The sequence below is a fragment of the Mesorhizobium sp. UC74_2 genome (genome assembly GCF_042701485.1).
Lineage (GTDB): Bacteria > Pseudomonadota > Alphaproteobacteria > Rhizobiales > Rhizobiaceae > Mesorhizobium.
The window spans coordinates 1,099,601-1,113,690 of record NZ_CP170562.1 but is presented as its reverse complement, the minus strand read 5'-3'; the positions used below and the strand labels follow the sequence as shown (position 1 = coordinate 1,113,690).

Here is a 14,090-nt window from a genome sequence, read left to right as displayed (position 1 = left end):
GCCGTCAGAACGCCTGGCCGATGCCGGCATAGATGCCGAAACGCGGATCGCCGGGCTCGCGGTTGAGCGGCACGGCACCATCGATGCGCAGCGGCCCGAACGGCGTGATGTAACGCAGGCCGACGCCGGCACCCACCTTCACATTGGAGAAGTCGGGAAACTGACTGGTTGAAACCGTGCCGGCATCGACGAAGGGCACGATGCCGATGGTGTCGGTGATGCCTATGCGCATTTCAGCCGAGGTCTCGAAATAGGACAGGCCGCCAGTCGGCTTGCCATTGATATCCTTCGGGCCGATGCCCTGGTAGGCATAGCCGCGCACCGAACCGCCGCCGCCCGAATAGAAGCGCCGATCGGCGGGAACGTCCTGCAGGCCCGCGCCGACGATCGAGCCAAGGGCGACGCGACCAGCAAGCACGAACCGCCCTCCGGTGTCGATTGCCTGGTAGGCGCTGCCCTCGCCGCGCAGTTTCACGAACGTGGCGCCGTTCAGGAGGTCATAACTTGGCTCGGCATAGGCGAGCAGCCTGAACCCGCTCTTCGGGTTCAGTTTGTTGTCGCGATTGTCAAAGACATACTGCAGCGGCACGCTGGCAATCAGATAGTCATGCTTGCCGAAACTGTCGGTTATCTTCGAATAATCGAGCGAAACCTCAGCCGAGACAGTCTGCCGTTTGTCGAGCTCATAGGACAGTCCCACGCCGCCCTTGGTCGAGAAACGGTCATAGGCGTCGGGATGTTCGTAGACCGTCTTCAGGTTGGCGAAGAACTTCGATGCCGGCCCGACCACGCCTGGCTTCTCGAACATGATGCCGGCATTGTAGTTGAGCTCGCCCAAGGCATTGGCGCCGATGCCACTGATCTTGCCTTCAATGCGCAGCTTCTCGGCGCGGCCGAACAGGTTGCGATGCCCCCAATAGCCTTCCAGGCCAAGCCCTTCCGTGTTGGAGAAGGTCCCGCCGACACCGAAATAGCGTGGCTTGCGTTCGCTGACCTCGACACCGATCGGAATGTTCCCATCCACATCGAGTTTTTCGCCTTCCTTCAGCGAGACGCTGTTGAAGACTTCCAGCCCGAGCAGGCGATCACGGGCATCCTCGATCTGTTTCGGCGAATAGCGCTCGCCGCGCTTCAAACCTGTCATGTACTCGGTGAACTCGCGGTCCACCGCCTCGGTGCCTTCGACGGTGGTCTGACCAATGCCCGCGACCGGACCGGCCTCGACAGTCAGCGTCACGTCCAGCCGTCCGTTGTCATGGTCGGCCACGACCTCGCGATCGGTGACCTTGGCCAGCGGCCTGCCCTCGTCCTTCAGTGCCTTGACGAGCCGCGCTTCGGCCTTGAGCACCGCGCCGGAGCCTGCGTCGCCACCGGAGATCAGGCCAAAATCCGCGCTTGCCATCCCCGCGGCGTCGCCCTTCAAACGGATGTCGCCGAGCGTGAATTTCTGGCCAGGTCTTATGGTGATGGTCACCGGAACGGGTTGTTGTCCCTTGAACTCGGCGTCTGGCGGCAGATCGTCAAGCGATTTGCCGGCAATGGCGATATCGACGACGCCTTCGTAGCGGGCATCTTCGTAGAGTGCGGCTACCAGTTGCTCGCGGTCGCCGCGCGCCTTGGTCATCAGGCCGAGCGAACCCGAAACCGGACGCTCCTCGTCATTCTTCAGGCTGGAGACATTCTCCAGTTTTTCCTTCAGGTCGTCGTCTGCGTCCGGCACTTCGATTGTGACCGTATAGTTCAACGGATCGGTGATTGCCTCGTCGGCCTTCTCGTCGGAGCCCCAGAGCTTGATCCCGAACAATTCGAAGGCTGTTGCCCGGTGGCTTTCAGCCACGACGGCAGAGAAACCAAGGACGGACAAAAACAGGGCGCGCGAAAGCGCACGCCAGCACGTGCTTGCTCTCCAACAGCGCCTCTCCTGTACAGGCATCAACTCGCCTTGTCCCTCAATACGCGGACCCTACCTCCCAATGCTCCCTACAGGTAAACTTGGAATGAACATGTGAAGCCCTCGTAAACCAACATTGCGGCTGCATTGCAAATGTCCGAATTGCAACGAATTTTGAATACACACCTTTTGTGCCTTCGCAAAATCACGTGATCTCTGCTTTGGCTAAATTAGCGAGAGGATACAGATAACTTACGCGCATCCTTTTGTGCGTCGTCCTGTCGTTTCACCGGCATTTGGCACGTTGACAAGCCAGGTGGAAGACGGAACATGCCCGGGACGATCAAGTGCCAGGAGGGTGTGATGGCATCGCGCGCGGCTCGTTTCCTGCCGGTTCTGTTCTTTTTCCTGCTAGCTTCGCTCGGCGCCGCACAGGCCGCCGAAACCAAGCGTATCGTGACGACGGACAACACCGATTATTTCGGTTTCGATCTGCGTTCGGAGCAGAATGTCACCCTCGATCAGTGCAAGACGACCTGCCTCGGCGATTCGGCTTGTCGCGCCTTCACCTACAACACCAAGGCGAAGTGGTGCTTCCTCAAGTCCGACTTCAACACGCTGAAGCCGTTTGCAGGCGCGGTCGGCGGCAAGGTCGTCACCATCGACACGGCCCCCGATATCGGCGCACCGGCCGAACTCACCTATTTCCCGGCCTGGATGGCCGATCAGGCGCAGCAATACCGCAATTACCTGACCGGGCCCGGCTACACCAAGCCCAGCGACGGCCTGACGACCCTTGAACAGGAAGCCGAACAGGCGGCATTGTCGGGCGACCATCGCACCGCGATGCAGAAATACGAGGCCGCAGCTTCCGTCATGCCGGACGACGCAGCGCTCTGGCCAAAGCTGGCTCGCGAGATTCTGGGCACGCTTGCGGCTTCCAGCGACAACCAGTCGACACTGCAATCCAACGCCACCTCCGCAGCCTATCTAGGCTACAAGCTGTCCCGCACCGCCGCCGCTCGCGCCGAGACCCTGGCGCTGCTCGCTGCCGGCCTCGACCGCCGAGAACAATATCGCCCGGCATTGCAGGCTTACGAGGCAAGCCTGGCGCTCGAGAATTCGGCGGCGGTCCGCGCCGAATATGAGGACCTCAAGGCGCGCAAGGGTTTCCGGGTCGTCGAACACACGGTCGATGCCGACACTTCCAGCCCGCGCATCTGCGCGCAGTTCTCCGAGGAGCTGGTCAAGACCGGCGTCGACTATGCGCAGTTCGTCACCATCGGCGGCGCAGCACCCAAGGCGGTCGAGGCCAAGGACAAGCAGATCTGCGTCGAAGGTCTCGAGCACGGCCAGCACTACGATGTCGTCTTCCGCGCCGGCATTCCCGCAGCGATCGGCGAAGTAACCGCCGCCCCCGTCACGCTGTCGATCTATGTGCAGGATCGGGCACCGTCCGCCCGCTTCACGGGCGACAGTTTCGTGCTGCCGTCCGGCGTGCGCCGCGGCATTCCGGTCGTCACCGTCAACATGAATGCCGCCGACATGAAGCTCTTCCGCATCGGCGACCGGTCGTTGGCACAGCTTCTCTCCGGCTACCAGTTCCTGCGCCAGCTCGACGGCTATGACCTCTCCAACATCAAGGAGCAGATGGGGCAGCCAATCTGGGAAGGCCGCATGGAGATCGCCGGCGATCTCAACAAGGAGGTGACCACCTCCTTCCCGGTCGACGAAGCGCTGCCGCAGCGCAAGCTCGGCGTCTACATCCTCACTGCACAGCCGGTGGACGACAAGAGCGACGAGTACAATTCGCGTGCCACGCAATGGTTCGTCGTCTCCGACATCGGCCTTTCGACCTATACCGGCCAGGACGGCCTCAACGTCTTCGCCCGTTCACTGGGAAGCGCCAAGCCGATCCAAGGCGCGGAGTTGACCCTGCTTGCCCGCAACAACGAGATCCTCGGAACAGCGACCACGGACGCAGAGGGCCGCGCCGTCTTCAATCCAGGCCTTACACGCGGCGAAGGCGGCATGGTACCGGCAGTGCTGATGGCCAAGCAGGGTGACCAGGACTTCGTCTTCCTCGACATGGCCAAGGCCGGCTTTGATCTTTCGGATCGTGGTGTCGCCGGCCGCGCCGCGCCGGGCGCGCTCGACGTCTATGCCTGGACCGAACGCGGCATCTACCGGGTCGGCGAAGACGTGCATGTGCAGGCGCTTGCCCGTGACGATGCCTCCAAGGCGGTCGAGAACCTGCCGTTGACCTTCATCTTCACGCGCCCGGACGGTGTCGAGGCGCGCCGTATCGTCAGCGATGGTGCCTCTGCCGGCGGCCATGCCGTCGATCTGGCGCTGGAATCCAATGCCATGCGTGGCACCTGGACGGTATCGATCCATACCGACCCCAAGCAGGCGGCGGTGGCGACGCAGATGTTCCTGGTCGAGGACTTCGTGCCCGACCGCATCGAGTTCGACCTCAGCGCTGACAAGACCGAGATCGCCCAGGCCGAGACAGCCAACGTCACCGTCGATGGCCGCTTCCTTTATGGCGCACCGGCTGCCGGCCTGGCGCTCGAAGGCGAGACAACGCTGTCGGTGACCCGCGACTGGGACCGTTTCAAGGGCTTTGCCTTCGGTCTCGCCGATGAACAGGCGGCGCAGCCGACGGTGACACCTTTGGCCGATCTGCCGGTGGTGGGCGACGATGGCAAGGCAACCTTCCCGGTCACGATCGACCAGTTGCCGGCCACCACCAAACTGGTGAACGCCAAGGTGACCGTGCGCATGCGCGAGACCGGCGGCCGCGCCGTCGAGCGTTCCCTCAATCTGGCCGTACGCCCGCAAGGCGATCTGATCGGTATCCGACCCGATTTCGAAAACGACGAAGTGCCGCAGGGAGGTACCGCCAGGTTCAGCCTGATCGCAGTCGATCGTGACGGAAACCGCAAGGCGCTTTCCGGCGCGCAATGGTCGCTGGTCAGGGTCGAGCGCAACTATCAATGGTACCGCAATGGCGGCTCCTGGGCCTATGAAGCGGTGAACCTCACCAAGGCTGTTGCCAATGGCAAGGTCGATATCGCTGCCGACGGCGAAGCGACGGTATCGCTGCCCGTCGATTGGGGACGCTACCGGCTGGAAGTTGAAACGGCCGATCCGGACGGTCCGGCCTCCTCCTACGAGTTCGACGGCGGCTGGTACGTCAGTGCCACCTCGACCGAGACACCGGATGGACTGGAGATCGCTCTCGACAAGGACGATTATGCCGTTGGTGACACCGCCAAGCTGAAAGTCTCGCCGCATTATGCAGGCGAATTGCTGGTGACGATCGGCGCCGACCGCCTGCTGAAGACCTTCAATGTCAGCATTCCCAAGGACGGCGGCACGGTGGACATCCCCGTCGCCGAGGATTGGGGCGCTGGCGCCTATGTCACGGCCACCCTTTACAGGCCAGGCGACGCCGAGCAGAGCCGCATGCCGGCCCGCGCCATCGGCGTGAAATGGCTCAAGATCGATCCGGGCGCGAGGAAACTCGGCGTCGTGCTTGCGCCGCCCGCCAAGATGGAACCGCGGCAGACGCTTTCGGTGCCCGTCTCGGTGACCGGGGTGGCACCTGGCAGCGATGCCTACGTCATGGTGGCCGCCGTCGACGTCGGCATCCTGAACCTGACCAACTACAAGGCGCCGGACCCTGAAGACTGGTTCTTCGGCCAGCGCATGATGGGGCTGGAACTGCGCGACCTCTACGGCCGCCTCATCGACGGCTCGCTCGGCACCACCGGCAAGCTTCGCACCGGTGGCGACGGCAACGCCTTGCAGAGTCAGGGCAGCCCGCCAACCGAAAAGCTGGTCGCCTTCTTCTCAGGCATCGTCAAACTGGACGCCGAGGGCAAGGCAACGGTCAATTTCGACCTGCCGCAGTTCAATGGCACCGCGCGTGTCATGGCCGTGGCCTGGACCAGGGAAGCCGTCGGCCATGCCGTGAGCGACGTGATCGTGCGCGATCCCATCGTCATCACCGCCGGCCTGCCACGCTTCCTGGCACCTGGCGATGCCGCGACCATGCGGCTTGATTTCGCCAACACCGATGCTCCGGCAGGTGACTACGCGCTCGCCATCGAGACCACTGGCGACATCACCATCGGCAGTGAGGCCGTGCCGGCCAAGCTCACCCTGGCTGAAGGCAAGCGACAGACGTTGAGTGTGCCCTTGATCGGCGTTTCACCGAGCGATGCCACCATCACGGTGAAATTGGCCAGGGATGGTGGACCTTCGGCGGAACAGACATTGTTCCTGCCCGTGCGTCCGGCTCAGCTTCCGGTTCCGGTCCGCCTCGTCGTCGACTTGAAGAATGGCGCATCGCTGCGTGTGGATCAGCAACTCCTGGCGGAAAGCACGCTGCAGGGCTCGTCCGTCAGCGTCGGCGTATCGCAGTCGGCCGCGCTTGACGTGCCGTCGTTGATCCTGTCGCTCGATCGCTATCCCTATGGTTGCGCCGAACAGACCACCAGCCGCGCGCTGCCGCTGCTTTACATGAGCGAAATGTCGAAGGGCTACGGCATCCCGGACGATCCCGGCCTGCACGATCGGGTGCAGGAGGCGATCTACCGGGTGCTGAGCTATCAGGCTTCCGGCGGCAGCTTCGGCCTGTGGGGACCGGGCTCGGGCGACCTGTGGCTGGATTCCTACGTCACTGACTTCCTGACGAGAGCGCGTGAGGCCAAATACGAAGTGCCGGCCCAGGCGATCTCGCAGGCATTGAGCAACCTGCAGAATTCGCTCGGCTACGATCAGAGCGTCGAAGACCGTGGCTCGCAGATCGCTTATGCGCTCTATGTCCTGGCCCGCAACAAGAAGGCTTCGGTCGGAGACCTGCGTTATTATGCCGACACCAAGCTGGAGGCTTTCTCCAGTCCGATGGCGGTGGCGCAGCTCGCTGCTGCCCTGGCGCTCTATGGCGATGCGCAGCGATCGGAATCGACGTTCCAGGCCGCACTGACGCTTGCCAGGAGCACCAAGAACTATGACTGGTACCGTTCCGATTATGGCTCGGCGGTCCGTGATGCCTCTGCAATGCTGGCGCTTGCCGCCGAATCCAAACCGACACCCTCGGTGCTGCCGGAACTGATCAGGCAGGTGGAGAGGCAACGCGCAGCGCAGCGATGGACGAGCACCCAGGACAATGCCCGGATGCTGCTGGCAGCGCGTGCGCTGAAGAATGGCAACGACACCATCAAGCTCACCATCAACGGTCAGCCGCACAGCGGTGCCTATTCGACCGAGATGACCGGCGAGACCTTGATCGACAGCCCGTTGACCGTCGCCAATGCCGGCAAGAACGGCCTGCAGGCGGTGGTCACCACCGTTGCCGCACCGGCCCAGCCGCTGCCGGCTGGCGGCGAAGGCTTTACCATCGAGCGCACCTATTACACACTCGACGGCAGTGAGGCGAATGTGAGCGAAGCCAGGCAGAACGAGCGCTATGTCGTCGTCCTGAAGGTGACGGAGCTGAACGACTGGCCACAACGCGTGCTGATCACCGACCTGCTGCCCGCGGGCTTCGAGATCGACAATCCGGGTCTCGTTTCTTCGGCCCAGCTTTCCAACTTCTCCTGGCTGGCGCAGACCAACGCCGCGCATCTCGAATTCCGCAATGACCGTTTCGTCGCTGCTTTCGATCCAGCGGCGGAGGATGGCGACCGTACCAAGACCCTGGCCTATGTGGTGCGGGCGGTGACGCCCGGCGTCTATGCGCATCCGGCGGCCAGCGTCGAGGACATGTACCGGCCGCAATATTCGGCGCGGACCGCCACCGGCATGATGGAGGTGAAGGCGCCGTAAGGCCGGCGCCACAAGGTGGTCATGAGTGACACTCTCACGCCTTCTCCGGCTCGCAAGGGGCTGCGGCGCGTTGCGATGTTCGCCGGCGCGGCGGCCGGTTTTGCGGCAATTGCCGTCGGTGGGTTGTGGATGCTCGACCCGTGCCTTTCCGCCGCCTCTGCCCGACCCGCTGGCCGTATCGGCCGAAGTCCTCGACCGTGACGGCGCATTGCTGCGTGCCTTCGCCACCAGGGATGGCTATTGGCGTCTGCCGGTGAGCCTCGACCAGGTCGACAGGAACTTCGTCGACATGCTGGTCGCCTACGAGGACAAACGCTTCTGGGACCATGAAGGCATCGACCTGCTGGCATTGGGGCGGGCAGCGACACAACTCGCCGGCAACCGCCGCATCGTCTCCGGCGGCTCGACGCTGTCCATGCAGTTGGCCCGCCTGATCGAGCCGCGCGAGAGCCGCTCGGTCGGCTCGAAGCTGAAACAGATGCTGCGCGCACTGCAGATCGAGCGACGACTGACGAAGCGCCAGATCCTGGAACAGTACCTGACGCTTGCGCCCTATGGTGGCAACCTCGAAGGCGTCCGCGCCGCTTCGCTCGCCTATTTCGGCAAGGAACCGCGCCGTCTCACGGTTTCGGAAGCCGCCCTCCTGGTTGCACTGCCGCAATTGCCGGAGCGCCGCCGTCCGGACAAGAGCCCAGCCATTGCGCAGGCAGCGCGCGACCGCGTGCTCAACCGCATGGTCACCGCCGGACTGATTGGCGAACGCGAAGCGCACCGCGCCGCTCTCGACGTCGTCGCCAACCTGCGGCGTCAATTGCCTGCCTTTGCCGCGCACACCGCCAATACGCTGTTGCGCAAGGCGGAAGCCGGCGCTCCGCTCAAACTCACTTTGCGCAAAGGCGTCCAGGAAGGGCTCGAGACCGTTGCACGCGAAGCGGCAACCCGGCTCGGACCAAAACTCTCGGTCGCCATGGTGCTGGCCGATTCCCGTACGGGCGACATTCTGGGCAGCGTCGGCTCGGCATCTTTCTTCGATTCCAGCCGGGCGGGCTGGATCGACATGACCCGTACCGTACGCTCACCGGGTTCGACGCTGAAACCCTTCATCTACGGGCTGGCCTTCGAACAGGGCATGGTCGCGCAGGAAACGATGATAGAGGACAGCCCGGCAGACTTTTCCGGCTACCGGCCGAAGAATTTCGACATGGGATATCAAGGTGACGTCTCGATACGCCAGGCATTGCAGCTTTCCTTGAATGTGCCCGCCATCCGCGTCTTGGATGCGGTCGGGCCGGCTCGCCTGACCGCCCGTTTCCGTCAGGCCGGCGTATCCCCGCTGCTGCCGACCAACCAGCCGCCAGGCCTCGCCATCGGTCTGGGCGGCGTCGGCACCAGCCTGCGCGACCTGGTTCAGCTCTATACGGGCCTGGCCAACGGTGGAAAGGTGCATCCGCTGCGCGACGGCACCGAGGCCGTGCCCGTGACCGGCACCGCCACCACCATTCTGGACGAGCAGGCCAACTGGCAGATCACCGATATCCTCGCCGGCGTACGCCCCCCGGAAGGCGCGCCGCAACGCGGCATCGCCTACAAGACCGGCACATCCTACGGCTACCGTGATGCTTGGGCGATCGGCTTCGACGGCCGCTACGTCCTTGGCGTCTGGGTCGGCCGCGCCGACGCCAGCGCGGTGCCCGGCCTCTCGGGCTACGTGTCGGCAGCCCCCATCCTGTTCGAGGGTTTTGTCCGCTCGGGCCTTGCCGCTGTCGCTTTGCCCAGCCAGCCAGCCGGCGTGCTTCGGCCGAGACGCGAGGACTTGCCGGTCACGCTCGCCCGCTTCGGGACAGGCAATGAACCCCAGTCTGGCGTTGCCGTCACCGAGCCCGCTCCGCGGATCGTTTTCCCGCCAGACGGTGCCCGTGTCGACCTTGGCTTATCAGGGGCCGAGGCGACACCGCTGGTGCTGAAACTGCAGGGCGGCCGGGCGCCGTTCCGCTGGCTCGCCAACGGCAAGCCGCTGGCCGGCATCGACCGTCGCCGCACCGCAACCTGGCTGCCGGATGGGACGGGCTATTCGACGCTGACAGTCATCGACGCCGCCGGTCGCGCCACCAGCGTCAAGGTCTTCGTCGAATAGGCCTGCCGAGCTTGACTCCATTTATGATCGACCTCCCTCCTCGGTGAGGTAGAATTTTCTTGCCTGACCGCCAAATCGCTGGAACTTTTCTTCGCAAGCCCGAAAAAGGCAACTTTCGCCGCACCCAAATTCTACAATTTCGATAGAGTAGAATACAGTTCAACGGAGGCGGAAATGACCAAACCTCACTTCAAGAAACTGCTCGGCATCCTTATCGCCGGCTCTGTCCAGTTCGGTGCGCTCGGTTTCGCATTCGCTGATACGACGATCCTCAACGTGTCGTATGACCCGACGCGCGAACTCTACAAGCAGTTCGACGAGGCCTTTGCCGCCTACTGGAAAAAAGAGAGCGGCGAGACCGTGACCGTACAGCAGTCGCATGGTGGTTCCGGCAAGCAGGCACGTGCTGTCATCGATGGCCTTGAAGCCGACGTGGTCACGCTGGCACTTGAAAGCGACATCAATGCCATTGTCGAGAAATCAAAGAAGATCAATCCCGACTGGCGCACCAAATTCGAGCACAATTCCGCCCCTTATACCTCGACCATTATTTTCCTTGTCCGCAAGGGCAACCCCAAGGGCATCAAGGACTGGAACGACCTGGTGAAGGACGGCGTCCAGGTCATCACGCCGAACCCGAAGACCTCCGGTGGCGCGCGCTGGAACTATCTCGCTGCCTGGGCCTATGCAAACGCGCAGAACGGCGGCGATGAGGCCAAGACCAAGGAATTCATCTCCAATCTTTATTCACACGTTCCGGTGCTCGATACCGGTGCCCGTGGTTCGACTGTGACCTTCGCGCAAAAGGATCTTGGCGATGTGTTGCTTGCCTGGGAAAACGAGGCCTATCTCGCGCTTGACGAATTCGGCGCCGACAAATTCGATGTCGTCTACCCACCCACATCCATCCTCGCCGAGCCGCCAGTCGCCGTCGTCGATGGCAATGTCGACACAAAGGGAACGCGCAAGGTAGCGGAAGCCTATCTGAAGTACCTCTATTCGAAAGAGGGCCAGACGATCATCGCCAAGAACCATTACCGTCCCGCAAAGCCCGAACTCGTCCCGGCAGAGGACCTTGCCAAGCTGCCCGAGATCAAGCTGGTGACGATCGATGATCCGCAATTCGGCGGCTGGAAGAAGGCACAGCCTTATCATTTCGCCGACGGTGGTATATTCGACCAGGTCTACAAGCCGGCGCAGTGAGGGCTGCGGTGACGCCCCGAAATTGTCGGGGCGCAACCGGCTGGTGTGATCTCGAAAAGTTGCGGACTTTTCGGACGGAGATCATGCAACAAACAAGGAGACAGGGCGGATGCCAATGCATTCGCTCCAGGGAACGAGAAGGGACGGGTTAACAACAACATGACCACAGCACCCGCGCAGGCGGGGTGGCGGTTCAAGCAGCCGAGCGTCATTCCGGGTTTCGGACTGACGCTCGGCTTCTCGCTTGTCTACCTCACCCTCATCATTCTCATCCCGCTGGCTGGGCTGGTCTGGCGTTCCGCCTCCCTCGGATGGGTCGATTTCTGGCGCATCGTCACCGCCGATCGTACCTTGAAAGCCCTGGAGATCAGCTTCGGCACCGCACTCATTGCAGCCCTTGTCAATGTCGTGTTCGGCACGATCGTCGCCTGGGTTCTGGTGCGCTACAAGTTTCCCGGTCGGCGCGTGGTCGACGCCATGGTCGACCTTCCCTTCGCCCTGCCGACCGCGGTTGCCGGCATCGCGCTGACCACGCTCTATGCCCCGAACGGCTGGCTGGGCAGCCTGCTGATGCCACTTGGCATCAAGGTCGCCTATACGCCGCTCGGCATCATTGTCGCGCTGGTCTTCGTCAGCCTGCCTTTCGTGGTGCGCACCGTCGAACCGATTATCGAGGAGATCGACAAGGAGGTCGAGGAAGCCGCCGCCACACTCGGCGCCAGCCGCTTCCAGACAATCACCCGCGTGCTTTTTCCGGGATTGGCGCCAGCCATCATCACCGGCTTCGCTCTGGCTTTCGCACGCGGTGTCGGTGAATATGGTTCGGTCATCTTCATTGCCGGCAACCTGCCCAAGGTGACGGAAATCGCCCCGCTGCTCATCGTCATCCGGCTGGAGGAGTTCAACTATGCGGCCGCCACCGCCATTGCCGCGGTGATGCTGGCCATATCTTTCGCCATGCTGCTCGTCATCAATCTCCTGCAGGCATGGAGTCGCAAGCGCTATGGCTGATCCGGAGATCAAGTCCTACGAGCCGGTACACGACAATGTCTCGGCAGCCATCACCGAAAGTCGCTCGGCGCGCGCGACGCTGATGGCGATCGCTTTCGCCTTCCTCGGCATCTTCCTGCTGCTGCCGCTGGTCATCGTCTTCAAGGAAGCCTTCGCCAAAGGCGTCGGCGCCTACCTCACCTCGCTGAACGACCGCGACACGCTGTCGGCCATTCGCCTCACCCTGACGGTGGCGCTGATCGCCGTGCCGCTCAATGTCGTCTTCGGCATTGCTGCCGCCTGGGCGATCGCCAAATTCGAATTCAAGGGCAAGGCCTTTCTCACCACCCTGATCGACCTGCCCTTCTCGGTCTCGCCGGTCATTTCCGGCCTGGTCTATGTGCTGCTGTTCGGCGCCCAGGCAATGCTCGGCCCATGGCTGAAATCGCACGGCATCGAAATCCTCTTCGCCGTGCCGGGCATTGTGCTCGCCACTGTCTTCGTCACCTTTCCTTTCGTCGCGCGCGAACTGATCCCGCTGATGCAGGAACAGGGAACCGGGGACGAGGAGGCCGCACTGTCGCTCGGCGCCAACGGCTGGCAGGTGTTCTGGTATGTCACCCTGCCCAACATCAAATGGGGCCTGCTCTACGGCGTGCTGCTGTGCAACGCCCGCGCCATGGGCGAGTTCGGTGCCGTGTCGGTGGTTTCGGGCCATATCCGCGGCATGACCAACACCATGCCGCTGCATGTCGAGATCCTCTACAATGAATACAATGCCGTCGGCGCTTTTGCCGTGGCCTCGCTTCTGGCCGGCCTCGCGCTGGTCACTCTGATCTTGAAAACCGTTCTCGAGATGCGCTACGGCGCCGAACTCGCCGCGACACGCGGACATTGACAGGGACATTTGAATGGAAGTTCGCGTTGCCAATGTACGCAAGGAATTCGACCGGTTTCCGGCACTTCGGGACGTCTCGCTCGACATCCGCTCCGGCGAGCTGATCGCGCTGCTCGGACCTTCCGGCTCGGGCAAGACCACCTTGCTCAGACTGATCGCCGGACTGGAGCGGCCGACAGCCGGAAAGATCTTCTTCGGCGACGAGGATGCGTCGGGCAAGACCATCCAGGAGCGCAATGTCGGCTTCGTCTTCCAGCATTACGCGCTGTTCCGGCATATGACGGTGGCCGATAATATCGGCTTCGGCCTCAAGGTACGCCCTGGCGCCACCCGCCCGTCGAAGGAAGAAATCCGCGGCCGTGCCTCGGAACTGCTCAATCTTGTCCAGCTTTCCGGGCTGGAGAAGCGTTATCCCGCGCAGCTCTCCGGCGGCCAACGCCAGCGCGTCGCGCTTGCCCGCGCCATGGCGATCGAGCCGAAAGTGCTTCTGCTCGACGAACCTTTCGGCGCACTCGATGCGCAGGTGCGTCGTGAATTGCGCCGCTGGCTGCGCGAGATCCACGATACCACCGGCCATACCACCGTCTTTGTCACGCATGACCAGGAAGAAGCACTCGAACTCGCCGACCGCGTCGTAGTGATGAGCCAGGGCCAGATCGAGCAGATCGGAACCGCCGACGAGGTCTATGACACGCCGAACTCCCCCTTCGTCTTCGGTTTCATCGGCGAATCGAGCTCGCTGCCGGTCAGGATCACCGACGGTCAGGTCTGGATCGCCGATCGGCCGATCGGACTTTCGGCACCGAACCATCCGCCCGGCGATGCCCTGCTCTACTTCCGCCCGCACGATATCGAACTGCTCGACGGCTGCAGCGGCTGCATCGCCGGCACGGTGGTCGCCAGCCGCCGCGTCGCCGGTACCCGCCGTGTTGAACTGGAGATCGGCGGCGAGCGCCAGCGCGTCGAGATCGAACTGCCTGTCGATCATATCGCGACCCAGAAGAGCCGCATCGCTTTCCGGCCGAGCCGTTGGAAGCTGTTTCCCGCAAAAGCAGCAGGAAACTAGGACCGCACAGACGTCTGGCGCGCGACACAGAAAAACCGTTCTGAAAACATCGCTTTCCGGGATGGTTTTT

Annotated in this window: 6 protein-coding genes and 1 pseudogene; 6 read left to right on the top strand and 1 reads right to left on the bottom strand. The window is 62.8% G+C overall.

Annotation, left to right across the window (positions count from 1 at the left end):
* Positions 1 to 4: 4 nt before the first annotated feature.
* The gene (locus ACFJIU_RS05255) at positions 5 to 1,933 is read right to left on the bottom strand and encodes an autotransporter assembly complex family protein (RefSeq protein WP_379068324.1); all 1,929 of its coding nucleotides are present in this window, start codon (positions 1,931 to 1,933) and stop codon (positions 5 to 7) included.
* A 321-nt stretch (positions 1,934 to 2,254) separates the two neighbouring features.
* Between ACFJIU_RS05255 and ACFJIU_RS05250 the strand changes: the two genes are divergently transcribed.
* From ACFJIU_RS05250 to ACFJIU_RS05225, 6 genes and pseudogenes are all read left to right on the top strand, one after another.
* Positions 2,255 to 7,729, top strand: coding sequence for an alpha-2-macroglobulin family protein (locus ACFJIU_RS05250; protein ID WP_379068321.1), 5,475 nt, complete (start codon positions 2,255 to 2,257; stop codon positions 7,727 to 7,729).
* A 75-nt stretch (positions 7,730 to 7,804) separates the two neighbouring features.
* Positions 7,805 to 9,863: pseudogene (pbpC, locus tag ACFJIU_RS05245) on the top strand (penicillin-binding protein 1C).
* Positions 9,864 to 10,037: 174 nt separating this feature from the next.
* Positions 10,038 to 11,066 carry a sulfate ABC transporter substrate-binding protein gene (locus ACFJIU_RS05240; RefSeq protein WP_379068318.1) on the top strand — a complete coding sequence of 343 codons (1,029 nt, stop codon included), beginning with the start codon at positions 10,038 to 10,040 and terminating at the stop codon, positions 11,064 to 11,066.
* A gap of 159 nt (positions 11,067 to 11,225) precedes the next feature.
* Positions 11,226 to 12,077 (top strand): sulfate ABC transporter permease subunit CysT, encoded by an 852-nt coding sequence (cysT, locus tag ACFJIU_RS05235; RefSeq protein ID WP_326896004.1) that lies wholly within the window; start codon positions 11,226 to 11,228, stop codon positions 12,075 to 12,077.
* Positions 12,070 to 12,954 (top strand): sulfate ABC transporter permease subunit CysW, encoded by an 885-nt coding sequence (gene cysW / locus ACFJIU_RS05230; RefSeq protein ID WP_379068315.1) that lies wholly within the window; start codon positions 12,070 to 12,072, stop codon positions 12,952 to 12,954. Before cysT ends, cysW begins: the two co-directional genes overlap by 8 nt.
* Positions 12,955 to 12,967: 13 nt before the next feature.
* On the top strand, positions 12,968 to 14,020 hold the full coding sequence (locus ACFJIU_RS05225; protein ID WP_379068312.1) for a sulfate/molybdate ABC transporter ATP-binding protein: 1,053 nt from the start codon (positions 12,968 to 12,970) through the stop codon (positions 14,018 to 14,020).
* The last annotated feature ends 70 nt before the right edge of the window (positions 14,021 to 14,090 follow it).

Bases quoted from the DNA above. Each gene is read 5' to 3' on its own strand.
- ACFJIU_RS05255 (WP_379068324.1), bottom strand. From the start codon at position 1,933: ATGCCTGTACAGGAGAGGCGCTGTTGGAGAGCAAGCACGTGCTGGCGT.
- ACFJIU_RS05240 (WP_379068318.1), top strand. From the start codon at position 10,038: ATGACCAAACCTCACTTCAAGAAACTGCTCGGCATCCTTATCGCCGGC.
- ACFJIU_RS05250 (WP_379068321.1), top strand. From the start codon at position 2,255: ATGGCATCGCGCGCGGCTCGTTTCCTGCCGGTTCTGTTCTTTTTCCTG.
- cysT (WP_326896004.1), top strand. From the start codon at position 11,226: ATGACCACAGCACCCGCGCAGGCGGGGTGGCGGTTCAAGCAGCCGAGC.
- ACFJIU_RS05225 (WP_379068312.1), top strand. From the start codon at position 12,968: ATGGAAGTTCGCGTTGCCAATGTACGCAAGGAATTCGACCGGTTTCCG.
- cysW (WP_379068315.1), top strand. From the start codon at position 12,070: ATGGCTGATCCGGAGATCAAGTCCTACGAGCCGGTACACGACAATGTC.